The following is a 19,454-nucleotide window of genomic DNA, read 5'->3' as shown; positions in this document are numbered from 1 at the left end:
CATATGCGTACCATTTTAAGCTTGTTCACCATGCTGCTGCTTGGTGTTCTGTTGTGGCAATGCAACAGCAGGGAAGTAACCACTGAGGAAAGGATAGAGGAGGGTAAAGCCCCTGTTGCCACTGAACTGTCTTACCAGACAAAGATGGTGGAAATGCAGAGCAACCCCTGCGGTGGTGGTACTCCCTGTGCCAGTGTGTATCTCAGTGCTCCTATCCTCAACGATACCAGCAATCCAGCTCAGCAGCGCATTCAGCAGCAGATTATGAAGGAAATGACCCGGGCCTTTATGGAGGAAGAGAAGTTTAACAATTTGAACGAAGTGGCCAATGGATTTATAGAAGCTTACCGGCTTACGCAGGGGCAGAACCAAGACTATGAACAGTCATGGTCCCTCACCCGCTCGGCCGAAGTATATGTCAATACCGATACGCTCTTTGGCATCAGGTACAGTGGATCCATATTTATGGGAGGGGCACACCCGGTTGAAACACTCAGATACCTGAATTTCGACCCTGCTACAGTAAAACTGCTGACGATGGACGAGCTGTTTGGTCCGGCCCGGCTTAAGGAGTGGACGGTAGCGGCGGAGGTGCAGTTCCGGGAAGATCAGGAGATTCCGGCAGAGGCAAACCTGGAGGAGGCCGGCTACTGGTTTTCCAACAATCAGTTTTACCTGCCGGAAAACTTTGAGCTGAAAAAGGATTCCGTCATCTTCTACTTTAATCCTCATGAAGTAGCGCCTTATGCTGCAGGCACCATCAGAATAGCCTTGGAAAGGTAACAGGAGCAGGGTTTGACTGCGGTGCAAAGCCTGCGGAGTGCGAATAAGCCTCCTCTACCCTCCAAAGGAAAGCAGCATGTACCAGAAAAACAGGCTCCCGAAGGAGAGAGGTATACCGATGCCTACTACCCTGCCGACCAGCGGAGGGTCCAGCTTAAAATTGGTGGCTACAATGGCCGCTGTAATCATTGGGCCCATGGCCGCTTCCATAACACTCCCCTTGCCTAGCAGGCTGTGCTGGTCCAGCATCAGGATGTATAATACATAAATAATGAAGGGGGCCAGTATCAACTTAAAGCCCAGGCCCCATGCCAGTTTGGGTAAGTCTTTTCCTGGGGCGGAAGGGCTCAGCTGCAGGCCTACCGATACCAGCGCCAGCGGCACTACCAGGCTGCCTAATCGCGCCAGGGTAAAAGTGAAGGGCTCCGGAATTTGCCCATCGATCAACATGAGCAGCAGCGCCAGCATAAAAGCCAGAAAAGGAGGAAAGCGTAGTACCCGACCTGCCAGCTCTCCAGGCGTGGCCTGTCCACCCGAGAAGTAAGAAGCGACTAAAATACCCGCGGTCGCCAGGGCGGCAAAAGAGCCCGGTTGGTCGGCCAGGATGGCCACCTGTACCCCGGCCTCTCCCCAAAGCAGTTGCATTACCGGTATCCCTATAAAAGAGGTGTTGCCCAGTCCGCAGCATAAAATAAGGCAGCCTGTACTTTGCCGGCTCCATTTTAACCTTTTGCCCAGCAGAATGAAAAAGGGAATAGCCAGCCCAAAAACAAGCCAGGGCATGGCAATAGGGTATACCATTTCTGCCGAAAAAGGGATAAGCGGAATTTTATGGAGGATAAGGGCCGGTAGGGCAGCGTAAATGATAAGGCCATTCAGCGAGAGGTAAGCATTTTCGGGCAGCAGGCGGGTTTGCCTGAAGAGAACGCCAATACCAAGGCAGCCGAAAAGGAGAACCAGGCTTTCCATGAGTTAGTTTTCCTCTTCTGCAAAGGGTAAAATCCAGTGGTAAGGCCCAAGCTTTCTCTCTTCCTTTGCCAGGTTAACTGTGGTATCGGTAAAAGCCTGTAAAGGCCGGCCATTGAACTTTAGCTGACAGTCAGCATATACCTCCACCTCCTCATAACCTTTTTCCCTGTACTCATCGGCAATGTGGTGAGCCAGTTCGAGTATCATATCCGGTTTGCCAATCATGCTATGGTATTGGTTTCGGGTAACATAATCAAATATTTTTACCCTATGCTCTTCTCCTTTTTCAGGTAAAACAACCTTATAACGGACAAAGCCGGTTTTAGAGCGAAGCATCATATGCCAGCTAAAGTTATGGCCATCTTCCGTCCAGCTGGTGTTGCCCTCGTAAAAGTACTGTCGTGCCGGTACGGCCAGTTGCACTATTACATAAGCAGCCAGTAAAGTAACCGTTATCTTCTTATAAGCGGGACGATAGGTAGACGCAGGGTGCTCTTTATCGAACGGGGGTAAATGCTGGCGCAGCCAGGGAAGACGGCGAAAGGTCCGGGGCGGGAAAAAGAAGGCTGTCATGGCAATGCTGTACCAGGGAAAGGTGCCAATGCCAAAGATAGAAACATTGGTTAGGTGAAAGAAGACAGCCACTACAAAAGCCCAGCGGCGCGTTTTACGCCACAGCATCAGGGGGACAATCAGCAAATCAAAGGCTGCGCCACCCCAGCTCATCAGGTAGGCGAGCCATTTCTGCTCCAGCAAAGGACCAATAACGTAGAAATGGCTCCGGGCGGGAAGCCAGTACATTAGTGGCTTAGCTGCCAGCCAGTCGGGGTTGACCTTAGCCAGTCCGGCGAAGAAGTAAACCACGCTAATCTGAAAAACCAGTATCCAGACCGTCCAGGCAGGAGTGTAGCTTTGTAACAGCTCAGGCTTCCGCTTTACATCTAAAGACCAGGCGCGGTTTGCCGGCAGAAAAATCATTAAAAAGGCGGTAAGGCAGTAAAGGTAGGTGTGGTTAATGTACACCGACTTTTCCATCAGGAAGGCTGAGCTGCTGCCAAGGAAGAGCAGGAGGGCACTCCAGCGGTAAAACAGGCCAATGGTTACAAAAATACCCATCAGGATGTTAAACAGGAAATGAAGGTGCATCCAGAAAGATGGCCATGGCTCCAGCCACTGAAAAAACTGGTAAGAGAAATGAAAAGTCGGATGAAAGAAGTCGTCGCTGTAATCTGTCAGCAGCTCGCCCAGCATTTCAATGGTCATGAGAGAGCCGATTACTACCCTTAAAAAGATAAGGGGAGCAATATCGACAGGCTTAAAAAGCTTTTTTAGCATAGGGTCTTCTGGGTACTCCGGGCTGCTTTACGTTGCTTTTCAAAGTTAATAACATCCAGTAACATATCCACAATGTTTCCTGCTATGCTGTTTGAAAAGCCCCTGTACTGCACCTTTTGTACCTGACCACTATCGGCCTGGAAGGTAATTTTTCCCCTGTGTCGCTGGTCCGGCATCGTCATAATCAGGATTTCTAACAGATTATTATCCTTACCGTTCGCATACACGCTTTTAATGCGCCAGGTAAGTTTCTGCTCGACGGCCAGTTTATTCAGGAGGTTAATGATGGTAAATTTATCGCTCATGAATGAGGGCTTGCTGTTGTTGCTTCTTTATTTAAACGAGATGCAGGAATAAACTGTTTAAGTATGAGGTAAATTATTCATTTTCTGCACCTTTACAGCCGCTGGCGAACAAGTTATTTGTATCGTTAATGCCGCCTGTAGCAATTAATAATTCTGTAAATACTATTTTTTCAGGAATTAAATTATATATTGCTTTACTGTCCGACAGTTCATGTTTAGCTCCACCTAAATAAAGTCAAAATGGTTACCATCGCCTCCCAACAAAATTACGAGTTACAATTTGATAGTGAGAACAGAATTATTCTGATGAGATTCAGAGGAGATTTTACAGATGAGCAATATAAATCCTTCTGGACACAGGCTATTGATATGGGGGTGTCGCAACGCATCAACCGTGTTATTATTGACCAGCGGGAAATCGGCAATGTAAGCTTTAATGCCAGAGGATGGGTAGTGATAAATGCCTTTCCAAGGGTAAAGAAGGAGATGCCGAAAAATCTTGCTGCCGGTGTCTTGTCTTCAGGTCGTGTTGTGCAGAAAACCGGGATGCAGTACCTGATGAAAGCTTTTGTTGCACTTACCGGCTACAAGGTAGAGCTGTTTCCGTCAACTGAAGAGTGTGTATCCTTTTTGAAGAAGGCAAACAAGCCGGAGCAGGTATTTGCCAGGGCTTAAGCGGTATCGTAGGTGGGGCTTAACTTTAGCGGCTGTAAGCTTCCTTTTCCACTGCCAGAAAATTTACCAGTTCCTGCTGCCTGTTGAAGAGAGGAGTAACGGAAATATGACAGTAGTAGGCTTCGCCACTTTTGCGGTAGTTGAGAAGAGAACCCTGGTAAGCTTTCCTCTCCTCCAGTCGCCTTCGCACCTCTCTTACATCTTCAGGACTTGTTTCTGCACCCTGTAAAAAATCGGGTTTTCGACCTTTTACTTCTTTGCTGTTATAGCCGGTCATTCTGCTGAAGCCCTTATTTACCCAGATGATTTTTTCCAGCGGATCGGTTACGATAACTGCTGTGTCCGGATCGTGCAGGGGCTCCCATAATTCCGGCAGCCTGTTCCATTGCTGCTCTTCTGCCATTTGCTGAAGGTAGGTATATTCGCTCATCCAGCGGCTTTTCTTTTTTGGCAGGCTTTTAAACTCGATACCACATTGTAGGGGAAGGAGAAAAGGATAGGAGCGAACCTGCTCCTGTACCATTTGTGCATATTCCTTGTTCAGGCTCATAGGTGGTTTCGCGTTTAGTTAAAAATTGATACTTCAGTATATACCTGTTATTTTTTCGTGTGTATTCCTTCTTTATTGATAAACTGATCCTTCCCCGGGTCAATAGGAGGTTCTTTATCTGGTAAAATACCTAGCTCTTTTGCCCGTTGCCGCCACTTTTGCCTGGCGTACTCCTGCATGTCGTGGCGGCTGTCAAATTCATCGACAATTTCTACACCTAACAGGGTTTCCAGTACATCTTCTATGGTTACTACGCCGGCCATGCCTCCATATTCATCTACAGCCAGGGCAATTTGCTCCCGGGTTTCCATTAATTTCTGGAAGAGCTGTGGAAGCGTAGTGGTGTGAGGGACAATGAGCATATCGCGGGCAATTTCGCTTACCTTCATCTGGTGCTGGTCCATGGCCATTTTCTCGAGCAGCTCGTGCTTGTGAATATACCCGATTACATTATCACGCTCTTCTTTATATATGGGAATGCGGGAGAAGCGCATAAAGTCTTTGTGCCGGCTAAGCTCCTCCAGGCTCATGTCCTGCCGGGCGGCCACCACCACGGTGCGGGGTGTCATAATATCTTTTGCCTTTACCTCCCTAAAGGCAATGAGGTTCTTAATCACTTTGGTCTCGCTTTCTGCAAAAACACCCTCTTTGTGGCCCATATCGGCCATGGCGGAAACCTCTTCGCGGCTAACTGCCATTCCATGGGGGTTGCCGCCCATCATTTTGGTAATAAGGTTAGAGAGCAGCACAAGTGGATAGAGCGCCCATATAAGAATGCGGAGTGTTTTAGCGGTAAAAAAGCTGAGCTGCCGCCAGTAGCGTGCTCCCAGTGTTTTAGGAATAATTTCTGAAAAAACAAGGATAAGAAGCGTAAGGACACCGGAAATGATGCCGGTGCCGACATCATTAAACACAATGGCGGCCTGTGCACCTACTCCGGCTGCCCCAACGGTGTGGGCAATGGTATTCAGCGACAGAATAGCCGCCAGAGGTCGATCAATATTATCTTTCAGCTGCCTAAGATTTTTGCTGAGGCCGGGCTTTTCCTTTCTGATGGATTCGATATAGGAGGGCGTAAAGCTAAGCAATGAAGCTTCCAGAATAGAGCAAAGAAAGGAAACAACCAGGGCAAGCAGCAGGTAAAAAATAAGTAAAGCCATCGCTTTTTGCAGTCTTTTAAAAATATAACTTTCTGCATGCTTAATAGTTCCGCGATAAAAAAAGGCGCAGAAAATAAATGCTCATTGAAGGCTAAAAACTTTGGTGAACTCTAAAAACTTAGCATCTTTGTCTGCCCAACTATTTAAAAACAAGATGTTTATGAGAAAACTGATTTTAGCTATTTTTAGCTGTCTTTTAGCTGTTACGTTAATGCCGGAACAGGCGCTGGCACAAAGAGAAATTGCTTATGAAACCTCTGCCGGGGTGCGCCTTTCAGCTTTTTACGGCGCGAGTATCAAGCATTTTTTTGAAGATAGAAATGCAGTGGAAGGAATACTACACAGTAGCTGGGGTGCTTTAAAAGTAACCGGTTTGTACGAAAGACATATGCCGGCTTTTGATGAGCCCGGCCTCCGCTTTTATTATGGTGGTGGCGGGCATATCGGTTTTACCGGGAGCCGCTACTACGACAGAAGGTACGATAGCGACGGATCTGGTGTTTTAATAGGGATTGATGGAATCCTTGGTGCGGAATATACTATTCAGGATAGGGAAATTCCGCTCAACGTATCGCTAGACTGGAAACCGGTGTTTGAGTTTACTCCTTTTGCAGGCTTTTGGGGTGCCGAACTAGGCCTGACTGTTCGTTACATTTTCCGGTATTAGAAGCTACCGTATTCTGTTAAGCATAAAAAAAGCACCACGAGCGGGTGCTTTTTTTATGCTTAGGTACAAATATTTTAAACGCCTTCAGCCTCTACTGTTTTTACCTCGGGTAGCATACGCTTGAGCAGGTTTTCAATGCCTGCTTTTAGAGTAATAGTAGAAGAAGGGCAACCACTGCAGGAGCCCTGGAGCAACACCTTTACCACGCCATCGTTAAAGCTGTGGAACTGTATGGCGCCACCGTCCGACTCAACAGCAGGGCGGATATACTCATCCAGAATACCTTTGATTTTCTTTACTGTTTCCGTATCGTTTTCGCTTGCCTGTTGGTTGGTAGGCGCTGCCTCTGGTTTTACGGCAAAGTTATTTTCCTGCATGTATTTGTAGATGGCCTGCTTCAGTTCTGCCTGAATTTCGGCCCATTCAACTGACTCTTTTTTTGTTACGGTAACAAAGTTGCTCATGATGAACACCCTGTCGACAAAATCGAAGCCAAAAAGCATTTGCGCCAGGGGCGAATTTTCTGCACTTTCAACATTCGGGTAGTCGAAGCTTTCACCTTCTGGTACGAGCATGAAGTTGGCTACAAACTTAAGAGAATTCGGGTTTGGATTTGACTCCAGGTAAAGCGTAACATAACGCGTATTTTGTGGGGTGCTTGTTGTATTCATTGCTATGATTGTCTTTCTTTTTTAACAACTGCACAAATAAATCGTTCCTTTTGTGCCTTTTGGTAAAGGTCGTTCAAAAGGGGCTAAAAACAAAAAAGCCGGCAGGAAATCCGGCCGGCTGTTAAGAGGGTTAAAGTCATTTATGCTTCCTTCCCTGCCAGTACGCTGGTGTCCTCGTCGAGGTGAGCAGGGCGGTGAGGGTTTTCACCTTCCGTGCTGGCTACGACCATGGCTACGGTGGCATCGCCGGTTACGTTAACAACGGTCCGGACCATGTCCAGAATACGGTCGGGGGCAATAATAAGAGCAATACCGGCAGAGGGAACGCCAATGGATTCCAGTACAATAATGAGCATTACCAGGCCTGCACCCGGTACCCCTGCCGAGCCAATGGAGGCAAGGGTGGCGGTCATTACAATCATGGCCTGGTCGCCTATAGAAAGGCCAAGGCCAAGCGCCTGGGCAATAAACACGGCAGCCACACTTTGGTAAAGGCTGGTACCATCCATATTAATGGTAGCGCCAAGGGGCAGCACAAATGAACTCACCTCTTCACTTACATTCAGTTCATTTTCTAACTGCCGCATGGTAACAGGCAGGGTGGCAGAGCTGGAAGAGGTACTAAAGGCCAGCAGTTGTGCAGGGCGTATACCTTTAAAAAAGTTCTTGTATTTTACCTTAGTAAAAAGCTTGAAAATGGAAGGGTAAACGATAAAAATCATCGCAGCCAGGCCTAAAAGAACAGTGCCCGAATAAGCACCCAGGGCTGTAAGCAGCTCCCATGCCCGCTCCGGGTTATCGCCAGCCAGCTCCACAATGAGCGCAGCCATGAGGGCAAAGACACCATAAGGAGCAATGAGCATAATAAACTCCACTATCTTGATAATGACATCGTTCATGCCATCGAAGAACCTTATTACTGTTTCTCCTTTTTCGCGCGGAATCCTCAGTAAGGCAATGCCTACAATAAGAGCAAAAAACACCACCTGCAGCATGGCCGCATTATCAGTTGCGGCCAAGAAAAAGTTTTCCGGTACAATATCCACCAGGGGTTGCAGAGGGCTCTGGTCCCGGAGGGCGGCTGCACTACCTTCCCGGCTGCCGGCATCGGCTTTGTAAAGTTCAAGTAGCTCATCCCTGGTTTCGGAAGGAAGGATTTTGCCGGGCTGGATGATGTTTACAATGATAAGACCAATTACAGTGGCAATAAGCGTGGTGCACAGGTAAATGCCAATGGTTTTGCCACCTATGCGCGAAAGCTTTGAAATATCGCCCAGATTGGCCACACCCACAATCAGCGATGCCAGCACCAGTGGTACGGCAATCATTTTAAGGGCATTGATAAAGATGATCCCGATGGGTTTGATCCAGTCGACGGCGAAATCTGCCGACCAGCCGAACATGATACTTAGTACACCATATACAAGACCAAGGATGAGTCCCAGAACAATCTGGATATGCAAAGGAATTTTCTTCATGTGGCTTCGCTTCCGGTTAAATTTTTAGGGCGTTTCTATTCAAAGGATTACAAATATATAAAAATCCGGCTTTTAAACTTGGTTTGTTCGGCTAAGAAGGTAAAAGTCGGCCACAGTAAGGGCAGCCATGGCTTCTACAATGGGTACGGCCCGTGGCAGCACACAGGGATCGTGACGGCCCTTGCCGCTAACTATTGCAGGACGGCCGCTGGTATCAACACTTTCCTGATCCTGCATGATAGTGGCTACCGGTTTAAACGCAACCTTAAAATAAATATCTTCTCCATTAGAAATGCCGCCCTGTATTCCGCCACTGTAATTAGTTTTGGTACGGATGTTTCCTTCCTCATCGGTGTGAAAAAGGTCGTTATGCTGGGAGCCCCGCAGGTGTACTCCATCAAAACCGCTGCCATATTCGAAACCTTTTACGGCATTAATACCCAGCATAGCTGCCCCTAGAGCTGCATGTAGCTTGTTGAATACCGGTTCCCCAAGCCCTGCCGGAACACCACTAATAACTCCTGTAATAATGCCGCCGACCGTATCGCGTGCTTTACGCACTTCGTCGATATAGTCAATCATTTTTTCGGCCATGGAAGGGTCGGGGCAGCGAACGATATTGCTGTCGGTCTGGCTCAGGTCCAGTTCGTGGTAGGATTTGGACAGCGCCAGCTCACCTACTGCAGATACATAGGCCTGCACCTTTATGCCTTTCGTAATTAAAAGTTGTCGGGCAACTGCGCCGGCTGCTACCCTTGCGGCGGTTTCGCGGGCAGAGGAACGTCCGCCCCCCCGGTAGTCGCGCAGGCCATACTTTTGCTGATAAGTATAATCAGCATGAGAAGGACGGTATTTATCGGCAATGTGGGAGTAATCTTTGCTTCGCTGGTCCTGGTTGCGGATGAGCAGGCCAATAGGTGTTCCGGTGGTGACTCCTTCAAAAACGCCGGAAAGAATTTCGACTGTATCGGACTCCCGGCGCTGGGTAGTAATACGGCTTTGGCCGGGTTTACGGCGGTCGAGTTCCTGCTGAATTTGCTCCTCACTGATAGCCAGGCCGGCAGGGCAGCCATCGATTGTTGCGCCCAGCGCCTTTCCATGCGATTCCCCGAAAGTAGTTATACGAAATAAATTGCCGAAGGTATTGGACATAGGATTTTCGTTGTTGGTTGGTCGTTGTTCGTTTTTAGTGCCTGGTGGTTAGAGGCTCGTGTCCGGTGTTGGTTGTGCGATGTTCCCCAATGGTGGGTGTCAATGCGAGCCGGGGGCGCCTGGCCAGGGGCGCCTAGCCGGGAGAAGTAATCTCCCGAATATTTTTATTATCTCTGTTCCCTTTTTGCAGCTCCCTTTCACTTTCATAGAGATTGCTTCGTAATTCCACTGGGGCAGTCCCACTGAGGCAGCGCCCGCAATAACGGCGGTTAAATCCTACACCTTACGCCCTGTGTCATATATCTTAAATCCATTGTCCTTTGTCTCAATTTTCCCTACTTCTTAAAGATGATAAAAGCAGTGGCCGCTAACATAAGTAAAACAAAGATATAGACAAAGAGCTCCAGGTTATCTTCATCATTCAGGCTAATCAGCTGGTTGCTTTCTGCCTCCATCTGATTATAAAAGATGCCCGGATCTTTCGACAGTATATTTTCGTTCTTTCTGCTTTCTCCTTCTACCCGTATGCTGATGTCGGACCGGAGGGTGTCGTAATTACCCAGGCGGGAATTAAAATAAATCCATTGCACATAGTCACCCAACTGATAGGTGCCGGGCTCGTTAGGAATGCCGTAATAGCTGAACTGCTTTACACCAATAACAGTACCCTCATCCTTCCGCATATCCTGCGTTACGTTTGGTTCATAAAAAGTCAGAGAGTCGCTATCGGGTATTTCAGGAGGGCGGATGGCAGAGATATTTCCCTGCCCCACGATGGTAAATGAATAGCTAAAACTGCTGCCGGTTTCGAGCTGCTCATCGCTGATTTGCTCGCGCAGCTGATAATCGCCTACTGCCACTGACTCCTTCAGCGGGTGGGGGGGGAGCTCCTTTACCTCCACTTCTTTTGCTTCAGTATAATAGGTTTTATAAGCTTCCTGCTTACGGCGACCGAAAAATGAAGGACGCTTGGCTAGTTTATATTTAAGCATTTTAAGCCCGACGGGCGGAAATACCACCGGATCATCATTGAGCGGATAGTAACGGGCCTGGTGCAGCTTGTAGCGGGCATAGGTTTTGCCATTGATGCGGACATCTTCACGCTCCACATTCACAATTTCGAAGTTTTCTTCCCAGCTATTGGTCGGCTTGAGCTTTTCTACAATTTCTCCCAGCTGGTTGCCTAAGTCGTAAAAGCTAAGTGGTGCCTGGTTTTCGGTACTGATATAAAAGGCAAGGGTTGCGGTAAAGCCTTCGCCTACATACACCTCTTCTTTATCAACTGTAAGGGCCAGGAAGGCATCATCTTCCACCTCTACAAATTCTTGCTCTTCCTGGTCATCATTACCAAAGAACTGGTCGAAGGGATCGCGGCTAAATGGGTTGTTGCGCTGTTGGGAGCGGCTTTGCTGGCGGGGTGGACCTACTGTAATGGTCGTTCCCTCTGAACGAACATCCTGACCGTTAACGGACATAACAAATGGCGACAGTGTAAATGTGCCCTCCTGCTGCGGTGCATAGGTTTGGGTAACCCTTTGCTCGGAGCTTACCTTTCCATTAATAATGTTGGTAGAACTGGAGGAAGAGGTGCCTCTTTTTGCAAAGCCCGGAATAGTGGGAAAAGAGCTGTAGGTGCGGAGTTTATCGTTTTTAACAGAGAGGGTAATGGTAAAAGCCTCATTAAGGGCTATCTCCTCAGGGCCGAGGCTGATGCTGACTTCCTGGGCGGAAAGCAGGAAAGGAAAGTTCAGAAAAAAAATCAGGAAAAACGTATACCTCAGGGCCATCTTTTTCGTTTTGATATTGCTATTCAATCAACGCTGAAACTGCAAATTTATTTAAATACTTGATTCTGAGAAGAGAATTTTGTAAATTCAGCTGTGTTGAAGAATTACCGTGATGCAATAACTTTTTAATCTTCTAAAATTTTTAAGTGTTATGCTTGAATACATCAAAACCATTCTTGGAAAAGTCAGCTTCAGTCAGGAGCTGTTCGAGAAGGAGTTGAGGAAAGCCATTAACATGCTAATGCCAAACGATGTGGAGCAACTGAAGGTTTGGTGTTACGCAAAATTCAGCGATCTGTACGAAGAAGTGCTGAACAGGTCTTTCCAGGGACTGGCGGGCCAGTAGCCCGTAAAAATTTTCCATCTAAGGCTGCCACCGGCAGCCTTTAACTTTTGGGCTGCTCTAAACCTCTTTTTTCTCCTGCTGCTTTACGAATGCAACATTCCGCTGAAAGCCTTCATACTTTGTCCGCTTCAGGGCAGATTTCCTGAACAAGGTATTAAACACCTCGCGCGTAATTTCCTCCCAGTCATTCCTGCTCATAGTCGCCATATCCGGGTGGGGATCAAAATCAGGCTCCTGGTGGGGTTTGGAAAAGCGGTTCCAGGGGCATACATCCTGGCAAATATCGCAGCCAAACACCCAGTTCGCGAACTTTCCTTTAACTTCAGCCGGAATAGCTTCTTTAAGCTCTATGGTAAAATAGCTGATGCAACGGCTGCCGTCAACCACCCCTGCCTGCGTAATGGCGTCGGTTGGGCAGGCATCGATACAGCGGGTGCAGCTGCCGCAGTAGTCCTTCGCCAGGGGAACATCCGGCTCCAGTGCCAGGTCGATGATTAATTCCGACAGAAAAAAGAAACTTCCCTGTTGTTTGTTCAGTAGCAGGCTGTTTTTACCCAGCCAGCCAATGCCGCTCTTCTGTGCCCACTGCCGCTCCATAACCGGGGCCGAGTCTACAAAAGCCCGCCCCTCCACTTCTCCTATTTCTTCCTGAATATACTGGAGGAGCTCGCGCAGCTTTTCTTTTACCACAAAATGGTAATCGGTGCCATAGGCGTACTTCGCAATTTTGTAGTGGCTGGATTGGGTAAAATCCTGCTTCGGAAAATAGTTATAGGTAAGGCTTACCACCGATTTTGCCCCTGGGACCAGTTGGGTTGGGTCGAGTCGTTTATCGAAGTGGTTGGCCATATAGTGCATCTGGCCATGGTAATTCTGTTTAAGCCATGCTTCCAGGCGGGGCGCTTCTTCTTTCAGAAAAGCCGCCTTGGCCACGCCACAATGGCTAAAGCCCAGCTCAAGGGCTTTTTGTTTGATTAGGGCAGTATGCTTGGCGGTGGCAGATGCTTTCATAAGGCAAAGATAACAAAAATGCAGCTGCCCTTAGTTCAGGTTTGAGATAGTAGATGTGAGACGATAGGCCTGGGACAATGGAATTTGGGTGTAGGAGCAGGGAAGAAGGAATCAGGAATCAGGAATCAGGAGGTGCAGCAGACAGGCGAATTCTTAAACCGCTGTCTTTGCGAAGGTGGGGCGCCTAGCTGATGCAGGAGCCTGTGGCATTCTCTATCTAAATGAAAGGGAGCCTTCAAAGGAGATGGTGCATATGGGCGAGAGATTGCCGCGATACGCTGTACTCCGCTCCCAATGACAGTTTCCATTGGAGATATTGCTTTCATAAGGAAAGCTTTGTGGCCATTACTACTAAGCAACAGGCACAAGCCACTAAAAACCAACAACTATCAACGAACAACTAAAAACCACTATCTTGCCCTTATGGAAGAACATAACCAAAGTCGTTGTGCCTGGGCCGAAGGGTATTTTGAAGAATATGTCCGCTACCACGACCAGGAGTGGGGTGTGCCGGTATATGACGACCAAAAGCATTTTGAATTTCTGGTGCTGGAGAGTGCACAGGCAGGTCTGAACTGGGCTACAGTGCTGAAACGGCGTGAGGGTTATCGCCATGCTTTTTCCGGTTTCGAGGCCGAAAAAGTAGCCCGCTTTACGGAAGAGGATATTCAGCGCCTCCTGCAGGATACGGCTATCATTCGGAACCAGCTAAAAATACGGGCGGCCGTCAATAACGCTCAGCGCTTCTTAGAGGTGCAGCAGGAGTTCGGCAGCTTCAGCCACTACATCTGGGAGTTCGTGGACGGAAAGCCGCTTATTAACCGCTGGAAAAGCCGGGAGCAGGTGCCCGCTACCTCCCCCGAGAGCGATGCGCTGAGCAAAAACCTTAAGAAGCGCGGTTTTAAATTCGTGGGCAGCACTATTATGTATGCACATATGCAGGCCACGGGCCTTGTCATGGACCACACCACAAACTGTTTCCGGTATAAGGAGCTGACAGAAGAGAAGGCGTAAACTATGCTGCGGAAGGGTTTGCCGATCCGGAAGATAGCGATTGAAAGGTCCTTATTAAGACCTCTCTGTATGTTGTCGGTTGCCTTTTTAAGCTAAGCCTGGGTTAAGCATATTTTTGATTCCAGGTTCGGAAAAGAATCAGCTTAGTCGTTTCAGCAATTCCAACCCCTCCGGCCATTCGCCGTAGCCTGATTTTGGCTCAATATGGCCGGCTCCTTTTAACTCTACGGGCTCGCTGCCCCAGCATTCAGCAAAATAACGGGCTCTCTTCAGGCGTACTACATGGTCGTTGGTGCTGGCCACCACAATGCTTTTAAAAGGTAGCGGCTCCAGCGGTATGGGAGCAAAACCTGTAATGTAGGAAGGATAGTCAGGCCGGTCAACATCGCTGGGCGCCACCAGCAGAGCTCCCTTAATGGGGCGGCCATACTGCCTGAACCAATGAACAATAGCGGCACAACCAACGCTGTGACCTACCAGAATAGCTTCCTCCGGCCTTGCATGCCGGAGCACCTCTTCAATCCGCTGAATCCATGTGCTGCAATCAGGCTTTTGCCAGTTATCCTGCTCAATGCGTTTAAACTGCTCAGGATATCTTTTTTCCCAGATGCTTTGCCAGTGGTCAGGTCCGGAGTTTCGAAGACCGGGGATGATAAAGTTCATTGAATGTTAAGTCCTTCTTTAGTGGTTTTGTTCAGGGAAGGTGGCCTATGGCTGAGCCATCTTAAAAAAGCATGCCTGGTAATGTCAACATTAAACAGGCTTATCCAAAAAAAAGAAAAGCCGGATAACTTATTTGCGCCGGCTTTTAGCTTCCTATCCTTTATGAAAAAACTTTACGAGCAGATTGATGGCACCACTGCCACTTTGCTGCTCTCCTTTAATGATGGACTGGAAAACTTCCTTTTCGCGCTGATCGCCGGCAGTTAAAAAGTTAATTCTTTCCTTGTTAAGACTCTTATAGCCCATGTGCCAGGAAGGAAATACCCGCTCCTTCAGGGGGCCATAACTCAGTAGCACCGGTCGTCGGTGGCGATTGTCGTCTTTGATTAAATCATACAACTTAATAATGTCCTTGTCGCCTTCCAGGTACTGGATAAAATGGTTCTCGGAGTGTAGTAAAATGCCGGTAACATTTTTTGAAGGATTATTCTTCCGGCAGGCATCCAGTATTTTTTCAATTTCCTGCTCGTTGCAGGAAGGGTTTCGGAGGCTGGTATACACTAGTTGATAAAGAGAGGTCATAGAGCTTGTTGTTTTACTTTGTATGTCACAAATATAATAAAGATATTTTGTTGTTTATAAAATATGTAATTTTGTTAAACAAATTTATTTCTTATGTTTTAACATGGCTGATAAAATACAGGCCTTCAATGGTTGGGGATAAAAGTGAGGATAGAGTCGTTGGTGGCGTTCAATGTCCTGCAGCTGAGGGAATAGTGAAATGGGGTAATGTATTTGTTGGTCTTGGTTGAGAAAAAGTGGCAGAAGATTGAAAAATAAAAAAACTATAGTAAAGCCTGCCGGGGCAGAAGTACTATAGCTTTGTGTTGTGTAGAAAAACTGTTAATTATTAAAACAAACTACCCGATTGCGCCGGGGGTACAATGCCCAGGTGCCGGTAAGCCTGCTCCGTTGCCTGGCGGCCACGGCTGGTCCGTTTAATGTAGCCCTCCTGTATCAGGAAGGGCTCATACACCTCCTCAATGGTTTCGGCTTCCTCGCCCACGGCGGTGGCAATGGTCGATAAACCTACCGGTCCGCCCTTAAACTTTTCAATGATGGTGCTCAGGATGCGGTTATCCATATCGTCGAGGCCATGCTCATCAACATCGAGGGCATCGAGGGCCATTTGTGCAATCGCCTTGGTTATAGTGCCGGTACCTTTGATCTGGGCAAAATCGCGGGTACGGCGCAGCAGGTTGTTGGCAATCCTTGGGGTGCCACGGCTCCGGCGGGCAATTTCGAAAGCGGCATTATCCTCAATGGGTGTATTCAGAATGTCTGCGGAGCGCTTAACAATGGAAGTAAGCAGCTTAGCATCGTAATATTCCAGGCGTGCATTAATACTGAAGCGGGCCCGTAAAGGAGAAGTCAGCAAGCCGGCTCTGGTGGTTGCGCCAATGAGGGTAAAAGGATTGAGGCTTATCTGAACGGTACGGGCATTAGGGCCACTATCGAGCATAATGTCAATCTTATAATCCTCCATGGCCGAGTACAAATACTCTTCCACCACGGGGTTTAGCCGGTGAATTTCATCGATAAAGAGAACATCGCCCGTTTCCAGGTTGGTGAGGAGGCCGGCAAGATCGCCTGGCTTGTCGAGCACAGGGCCAGAGGTGCTTTTTATACTGGCCGACAGTTCATTGGCAATAATGTACGACAAGGTAGTTTTGCCCAAACCCGGAGGGCCATGCAGCAGCACATGGTCCAGAGGCTCCTCTCGTCTTTTGGCTGCCAATACAAATATCTTCAGGTTTTCCAACACCTTTTCCTGTCCGGTAAAGTCACCAAAGGAAAGGGGGCGCAGAGCTTTTTCTATATCTTTTTCGCCGGCGTGCATGTGTTCATCGTCGGCGCGTAAATAGTCTTCTCTCATATTACAGTCTTGGGTCTTGAGAAATGATAGAATAAAAGAATGAGTGAAGATAGAATATAGCAGGCAGCGATTTTTCTTGCAACCCTATCCTGTCTTATGACTAATGTCTCCTTCTCCATCTAATTAAAACAAATATAGCAGTATTATAATTTCCGGATGCGGTAAAATAGCCATGTTTGGTGTGGAATAAAATGTAAATATTGCCTTTCCGTTTAGTGAAGTCGGCAGAAAGCATTTAACTTGCAACAACTATGCAAAACGGGATGGATCATCGTAAAAAAAACATCATTTATTCGGCTGTTTTAATTGTAGCCATGGTGGCTGTATGGGCTTACCGCCGCTATTCTGCTCCCCCCGATGCAGAGGTGGTAAAAGTAGAAGGTGAGCAGGTGGAACTGACCGGAAGAACTATGGGCACTACCTATTCTATAAAGTATATAGAGGAGGACGGCCAGAATTTCCAGTTTCAAATCGATTCACTGCTGGAGGTATTCAACCTATCTCTCTCTACTTATATTCCGGAGTCGGAGATAAGTCGCTTCAATCGTGAAGCCCTGCTGAAATTTGAATCGCCTTTTTTTTACCCGGTGTTAAAACGTAGTAAAGAAATTTTTGAAAAAACGGAAGGGGCCTTCGATCCTACCATTGGTCCGCTGGTAAATGCTTGGGGTTTTGGTCCTGAAGAGGGGCGTGTACCGTCGAAAGCCAAGGTAGATTCTCTGCTCCAGCTGGTAAACTACGACAGTATATTTTTCGATTCGGTAGCCGTATGTAAAATGGTAAAGGGTATGAAGCTCGACTTTAGCGCCATTGCCAAAGGTTACGGGGTAGATGTAGTGGCCGATTACCTCATGGACCGTGGCATTGAAAACCTTTTTGTCGAAATTGGTGGAGAAGTATACGCCCACGGCCTTAGTGAAAGAGGCGTTCCCTGGGTGGTGGGCGTTAATTACCCAACCCTCGACCCTGAGCAGCAGCAGTCGGCCCTCGCTATTATTCCGCTGGTTAACCAGGCGATTGCCACTTCCGGAAACTACCGTAATTACTACGAGGTCGACGGGGTTCGGTATTCACATACTATTAGCCCGGTAACAGGTTACCCGGTTCGCCACTCTCTGCTCAGTGCCTCTGTTTTTGCGGAAGACTGTATGACGGCCGATGCTTATGCCACCGCTTTTATGGTACTTGGAACAGAAAAAGCGATTGAAATTGACCGGGAGGAAGAGGATATTGAGGTTTATCTTATATATAATGATGAAAAAGGAGCCTTACAAACCTATGCTTCGCCGGAGGTGGAAGAGAAAATAAAGGTGGTGGGGGAATAATCCTGATATAATTGTAATTAAAAGCAACTGAAAAGTGGGGCAGACGTAAGCCGGCCGCCACAGATTGCATCGATACTATACAAAAAATGGAGGATAAAGAATGGTTTGGAGAATGGTTTGATTCTCCCTACTATCATATTTTATACAAGCATCGCGACTACGAAGAAGCGGAGCATTTTATTGACCAGCTAATTGCTTATTTCCGTCCGGCAGCCGACGACAAAATTCTTGACCTGGCCTGCGGAAAAGGCCGCCACTCTATTTACCTGAACAGCCGGGGCCTGGATGTGGTGGGGCTCGACCTGAGTCCGCAAAGCATTGAGCATGCCCGCCGGTTTGCCAACGAACGACTGCACTTTGAGGTACACGATATGCGGAAGGTGTATAAGGAGCAGTATTTCGACTATATATTTAACCTTTTTACTTCCTTTGGCTACTTCGAAACCGAAGCCGAAAACCAGGATGCCATCTGTGCTGCCGCTAAAGCTTTAAAGTCCAATGGTAAATTGCTTATTGACTTCCTCAACCCATATAAGGTGGTGCACCAGCTGGTGCCGGAAGAGGTGAAGCTAATTGAAGGAATTGAGTTCCACATCACCAAACACCTGAGCAAAGACAATTATATTGTGAAGGACATCCGCTTTACTGATAACGGAAAGGCCTTTCATTTTCAGGAAAGGGTAAAAGCTATTCGCAGGGAGCGCTTTCTGGAATATTTTCGACTGGCAGGGCTGGAGCTGGTGGAAACTTTTGGCGATTATGAGCTAAACCCCTACGAGCGGGAGCAGTCCGACCGGATGATATTTGTGCTACACAATAAGCCCGAACTTGCCACATGCTAATGTATGCCCTCATCTTATTTGCCAGTGCCATGGTGGGCGGCCTGCTGGTGCTCAGGGTTGGGAACATTCGCGAGCGTACTTTTAAGCTGTTGCTGGTTTTTGCAGGTGCTTATCTGTTTTCTATTACAGTAATTCATTTTCTGCCCGAAATACTGGGCGGGGCGGAGAATCCGGGCCGGGTGGGGCTGTATGTGCTCATAGGTTTCTTCCTGCAGATGTTTCTGGAGTATTTTACCTCCGGAGTGGAGCACGGGCACCTGCACGGCCTGGAGCAGGAGAAGAGCCACTCGCACAGCCACCATTTTACACCTTTTACCTTACTTATTGCACTCTGTATCCATGCTCTTTTAGATGGGGCACTACTGGCCCACCCCGGCGAGGGAGGGCATCTCCACGATACCGACGCATTGCTTGCAGGCGTGGTGCTGCATAAAATGCCCGCTGCTTTTGCACTTATGTCGCTGCTGCTGCACCAGTTGGGCTCCGGAAAGAAGGCAATTGGTATGCTAACTATTTTTGCGCTGGCAAGCCCTGTTGGGTTGTTTCTGAGCCATTTTATGATGGGGCAGGAAGAAGGCTGGCAAATGTTTACAGGTATTATTTATCCGCTGGTGGCGGGGAGCTTCCTTCACATTTCTACGACCATTTTTATTGAGAATAGCCCGGAGCATAATTTTAACCTCCATAAGCTCATCGCTAGTTTGGCTGGCGCTTTAATAGCGGTAGTTGCTGAGTTACTGGCATAAAGGTGTAAATTGTTTTTGCAAGTGACTGATTACTAGCAT

At 47.8% G+C, this 19,454-nt stretch carries 21 protein-coding genes; 8 read left to right on the top strand and 13 right to left on the bottom strand.

Translation table 11 applies throughout. The features are described from left to right. Positions 1 to 3 precede the first annotated feature (3 nt). Positions 4 to 783, top strand: coding sequence for a DUF3298 and DUF4163 domain-containing protein (locus F752_RS0102400; protein WP_017730131.1), 780 nt, complete (start codon positions 4 to 6; stop codon positions 781 to 783). A 54-nt stretch (positions 784 to 837) separates the two neighbouring features. Here the strand turns inward: F752_RS0102400 and F752_RS0102395 are convergent, their stop codons facing one another. From F752_RS0102395 to F752_RS0102385, 3 genes are read right to left on the bottom strand one after another with little or no spacing between them, the layout of a single operon-like run. After that, positions 838 to 1,752, bottom strand: coding sequence for an AEC family transporter (locus tag F752_RS0102395; protein ID WP_017730130.1), 915 nt, complete (start codon positions 1,750 to 1,752; stop codon positions 838 to 840). 3 nt (positions 1,753 to 1,755) lie between these two features. Further along, complete coding sequence (locus F752_RS0102390; protein ID WP_017730129.1) at positions 1,756 to 3,087, bottom strand: HTTM domain-containing protein; 1,332 nt, start codon at positions 3,085 to 3,087, stop codon at positions 1,756 to 1,758. Beyond that, the gene (locus tag F752_RS0102385; RefSeq protein WP_017730128.1) at positions 3,081 to 3,392 is read right to left on the bottom strand and encodes a hypothetical protein; all 312 of its coding nucleotides are present in this window, start codon (positions 3,390 to 3,392) and stop codon (positions 3,081 to 3,083) included. The genes F752_RS0102390 and F752_RS0102385 overlap by 7 nt, the downstream gene beginning before the upstream one ends. Before the next feature lie 240 nt (positions 3,393 to 3,632). On the opposite strand from F752_RS0102385, the gene F752_RS0102380 reads away from it, so the two are divergent. Then, positions 3,633 to 4,067: a hypothetical protein gene (locus F752_RS0102380; RefSeq protein WP_040663993.1), complete on the top strand. Its 435-nt coding sequence runs from the start codon at positions 3,633 to 3,635 to the stop codon at positions 4,065 to 4,067. A 25-nt stretch (positions 4,068 to 4,092) separates the two neighbouring features. On the opposite strand, the gene F752_RS25140 is transcribed toward F752_RS0102380, so the two are convergent. Together F752_RS25140 and F752_RS0102370 are read right to left on the bottom strand one after the other, a co-directional pair. Further along, the gene (locus F752_RS25140; protein WP_017730126.1) at positions 4,093 to 4,617 is read right to left on the bottom strand and encodes a PAS domain-containing protein; all 525 of its coding nucleotides are present in this window, start codon (positions 4,615 to 4,617) and stop codon (positions 4,093 to 4,095) included. A 47-nt stretch (positions 4,618 to 4,664) separates the two neighbouring features. After that, entirely contained in the window at positions 4,665 to 5,777 is a 1,113-nt protein-coding gene (locus F752_RS0102370; protein ID WP_017730125.1) for a hemolysin family protein, read from the bottom strand. Positions 5,778 to 5,937: 160 nt separating this feature from the next. Here F752_RS0102370 and F752_RS0102365 point away from each other — a divergent pair, with 160 nt between their 5' ends. Beyond that, complete coding sequence (locus F752_RS0102365; protein WP_040664027.1) at positions 5,938 to 6,444, top strand: hypothetical protein; 507 nt, start codon at positions 5,938 to 5,940, stop codon at positions 6,442 to 6,444. A 74-nt stretch (positions 6,445 to 6,518) separates the two neighbouring features. Here F752_RS0102365 and F752_RS0102360 read toward each other — a convergent pair whose 3' ends face one another. The 4 genes from F752_RS0102360 to F752_RS0102345 all read right to left on the bottom strand — a co-directional run bounded on the left by F752_RS0102360 (position 6,519) and on the right by F752_RS0102345 (position 11,532). Next, positions 6,519 to 7,115 carry a NifU family protein gene (locus F752_RS0102360; protein WP_017730123.1) on the bottom strand — a complete coding sequence of 199 codons (597 nt, stop codon included), beginning with the start codon at positions 7,113 to 7,115 and terminating at the stop codon, positions 6,519 to 6,521. A 140-nt stretch (positions 7,116 to 7,255) separates the two neighbouring features. Next, entirely contained in the window at positions 7,256 to 8,593 is a 1,338-nt protein-coding gene (locus F752_RS0102355; RefSeq protein ID WP_017730122.1) for a dicarboxylate/amino acid:cation symporter, read from the bottom strand. Between the two features lie 72 nt (positions 8,594 to 8,665). Further along, positions 8,666 to 9,745 (bottom strand): chorismate synthase, encoded by a 1,080-nt coding sequence (gene aroC / locus F752_RS0102350; protein ID WP_017730121.1) that lies wholly within the window; start codon positions 9,743 to 9,745, stop codon positions 8,666 to 8,668. A gap of 335 nt (positions 9,746 to 10,080) precedes the next feature. Next, positions 10,081 to 11,532 carry a BatD family protein gene (locus F752_RS0102345; RefSeq protein ID WP_017730120.1) on the bottom strand — a complete coding sequence of 484 codons (1,452 nt, stop codon included), beginning with the start codon at positions 11,530 to 11,532 and terminating at the stop codon, positions 10,081 to 10,083. A gap of 151 nt (positions 11,533 to 11,683) precedes the next feature. Here F752_RS0102345 and F752_RS0102340 point away from each other — a divergent pair, with 151 nt between their 5' ends. Then, positions 11,684 to 11,878, top strand: coding sequence for a hypothetical protein (locus tag F752_RS0102340; protein WP_017730119.1), 195 nt, complete (start codon positions 11,684 to 11,686; stop codon positions 11,876 to 11,878). Positions 11,879 to 11,935: 57 nt separating this feature from the next. Here F752_RS0102340 and queG read toward each other — a convergent pair whose 3' ends face one another. Beyond that, positions 11,936 to 12,889 carry a tRNA epoxyqueuosine(34) reductase QueG gene (queG, locus tag F752_RS0102335; protein WP_017730118.1) on the bottom strand — a complete coding sequence of 318 codons (954 nt, stop codon included), beginning with the start codon at positions 12,887 to 12,889 and terminating at the stop codon, positions 11,936 to 11,938. A gap of 423 nt (positions 12,890 to 13,312) precedes the next feature. Here queG and F752_RS0102330 point away from each other — a divergent pair, with 423 nt between their 5' ends. Then, complete coding sequence (locus F752_RS0102330; protein WP_017730117.1) at positions 13,313 to 13,903, top strand: DNA-3-methyladenine glycosylase I; 591 nt, start codon at positions 13,313 to 13,315, stop codon at positions 13,901 to 13,903. Between the two features lie 138 nt (positions 13,904 to 14,041). On the opposite strand, the gene F752_RS0102325 is transcribed toward F752_RS0102330, so the two are convergent. From F752_RS0102325 to ruvB, 3 genes are all read right to left on the bottom strand, one after another. After that, complete coding sequence (locus F752_RS0102325; protein WP_017730116.1) at positions 14,042 to 14,566, bottom strand: RBBP9/YdeN family alpha/beta hydrolase; 525 nt, start codon at positions 14,564 to 14,566, stop codon at positions 14,042 to 14,044. Between the two features lie 153 nt (positions 14,567 to 14,719). Then, positions 14,720 to 15,148 (bottom strand): BLUF domain-containing protein, encoded by a 429-nt coding sequence (locus F752_RS0102320; protein WP_017730115.1) that lies wholly within the window; start codon positions 15,146 to 15,148, stop codon positions 14,720 to 14,722. Positions 15,149 to 15,476: 328 nt separating this feature from the next. Next, entirely contained in the window at positions 15,477 to 16,502 is a 1,026-nt protein-coding gene (gene ruvB / locus F752_RS0102310) for a Holliday junction branch migration DNA helicase RuvB (protein WP_017730113.1), read from the bottom strand. Positions 16,503 to 16,765: 263 nt separating this feature from the next. Between ruvB and F752_RS0102305 the strand changes: the two genes are divergently transcribed. The 3 genes from F752_RS0102305 to F752_RS0102295 all read left to right on the top strand — a co-directional run bounded on the left by F752_RS0102305 (position 16,766) and on the right by F752_RS0102295 (position 19,415). Beyond that, positions 16,766 to 17,827 (top strand): FAD:protein FMN transferase, encoded by a 1,062-nt coding sequence (locus F752_RS0102305; protein WP_017730112.1) that lies wholly within the window; start codon positions 16,766 to 16,768, stop codon positions 17,825 to 17,827. Positions 17,828 to 17,913: 86 nt separating this feature from the next. After that, complete coding sequence (locus tag F752_RS0102300) at positions 17,914 to 18,669, top strand: SAM-dependent methyltransferase (protein WP_017730111.1); 756 nt, start codon at positions 17,914 to 17,916, stop codon at positions 18,667 to 18,669. Beyond that, positions 18,663 to 19,415, top strand: coding sequence for a ZIP family metal transporter (locus tag F752_RS0102295; protein ID WP_026135463.1), 753 nt, complete (start codon positions 18,663 to 18,665; stop codon positions 19,413 to 19,415). The genes F752_RS0102300 and F752_RS0102295 overlap by 7 nt, the downstream gene beginning before the upstream one ends. Positions 19,416 to 19,454 lie beyond the last annotated feature (39 nt).

Origin of the sequence: Nafulsella turpanensis ZLM-10, assembly GCF_000346615.1 — a bacterium.
Classification (GTDB): domain Bacteria; phylum Bacteroidota; class Bacteroidia; order Cytophagales; family Cyclobacteriaceae; genus Nafulsella; species Nafulsella turpanensis.
Note: the sequence above shows the minus strand (reverse complement) of the source record. Positions and strands in the feature narration are given on the sequence as shown.

Coding starts and splice junctions, on each gene's coding strand:
- F752_RS0102400 (WP_017730131.1), top strand. CDS start 4: ATGCGTACCATTTTAAGCTTGTTCACCATGCTGCTGCTTGGTGTTCTG.
- F752_RS0102395 (WP_017730130.1), bottom strand. CDS start 1,752: ATGGAAAGCCTGGTTCTCCTTTTCGGCTGCCTTGGTATTGGCGTTCTC.
- F752_RS0102390 (WP_017730129.1), bottom strand. CDS start 3,087: ATGCTAAAAAAGCTTTTTAAGCCTGTCGATATTGCTCCCCTTATCTTT.
- F752_RS0102385 (WP_017730128.1), bottom strand. CDS start 3,392: ATGAGCGATAAATTTACCATCATTAACCTCCTGAATAAACTGGCCGTC.
- F752_RS0102380 (WP_040663993.1), top strand. CDS start 3,633: ATGGTTACCATCGCCTCCCAACAAAATTACGAGTTACAATTTGATAGT.
- F752_RS25140 (WP_017730126.1), bottom strand. CDS start 4,617: ATGAGCCTGAACAAGGAATATGCACAAATGGTACAGGAGCAGGTTCGC.
- F752_RS0102370 (WP_017730125.1), bottom strand. CDS start 5,777: ATGGCTTTACTTATTTTTTACCTGCTGCTTGCCCTGGTTGTTTCCTTT.
- F752_RS0102365 (WP_040664027.1), top strand. CDS start 5,938: ATGAGAAAACTGATTTTAGCTATTTTTAGCTGTCTTTTAGCTGTTACG.
- F752_RS0102360 (WP_017730123.1), bottom strand. CDS start 7,115: ATGAATACAACAAGCACCCCACAAAATACGCGTTATGTTACGCTTTAC.
- F752_RS0102355 (WP_017730122.1), bottom strand. CDS start 8,593: ATGAAGAAAATTCCTTTGCATATCCAGATTGTTCTGGGACTCATCCTT.
- aroC (WP_017730121.1), bottom strand. CDS start 9,745: ATGTCCAATACCTTCGGCAATTTATTTCGTATAACTACTTTCGGGGAA.
- F752_RS0102345 (WP_017730120.1), bottom strand. CDS start 11,532: ATGGCCCTGAGGTATACGTTTTTCCTGATTTTTTTTCTGAACTTTCCT.
- F752_RS0102340 (WP_017730119.1), top strand. CDS start 11,684: ATGCTTGAATACATCAAAACCATTCTTGGAAAAGTCAGCTTCAGTCAG.
- queG (WP_017730118.1), bottom strand. CDS start 12,889: ATGAAAGCATCTGCCACCGCCAAGCATACTGCCCTAATCAAACAAAAA.
- F752_RS0102330 (WP_017730117.1), top strand. CDS start 13,313: ATGGAAGAACATAACCAAAGTCGTTGTGCCTGGGCCGAAGGGTATTTT.
- F752_RS0102325 (WP_017730116.1), bottom strand. CDS start 14,566: ATGAACTTTATCATCCCCGGTCTTCGAAACTCCGGACCTGACCACTGG.
- F752_RS0102320 (WP_017730115.1), bottom strand. CDS start 15,148: ATGACCTCTCTTTATCAACTAGTGTATACCAGCCTCCGAAACCCTTCC.
- ruvB (WP_017730113.1), bottom strand. CDS start 16,502: ATGAGAGAAGACTATTTACGCGCCGACGATGAACACATGCACGCCGGC.
- F752_RS0102305 (WP_017730112.1), top strand. CDS start 16,766: ATGGATCATCGTAAAAAAAACATCATTTATTCGGCTGTTTTAATTGTA.
- F752_RS0102300 (WP_017730111.1), top strand. CDS start 17,914: ATGGAGGATAAAGAATGGTTTGGAGAATGGTTTGATTCTCCCTACTAT.
- F752_RS0102295 (WP_026135463.1), top strand. CDS start 18,663: ATGCTAATGTATGCCCTCATCTTATTTGCCAGTGCCATGGTGGGCGGC.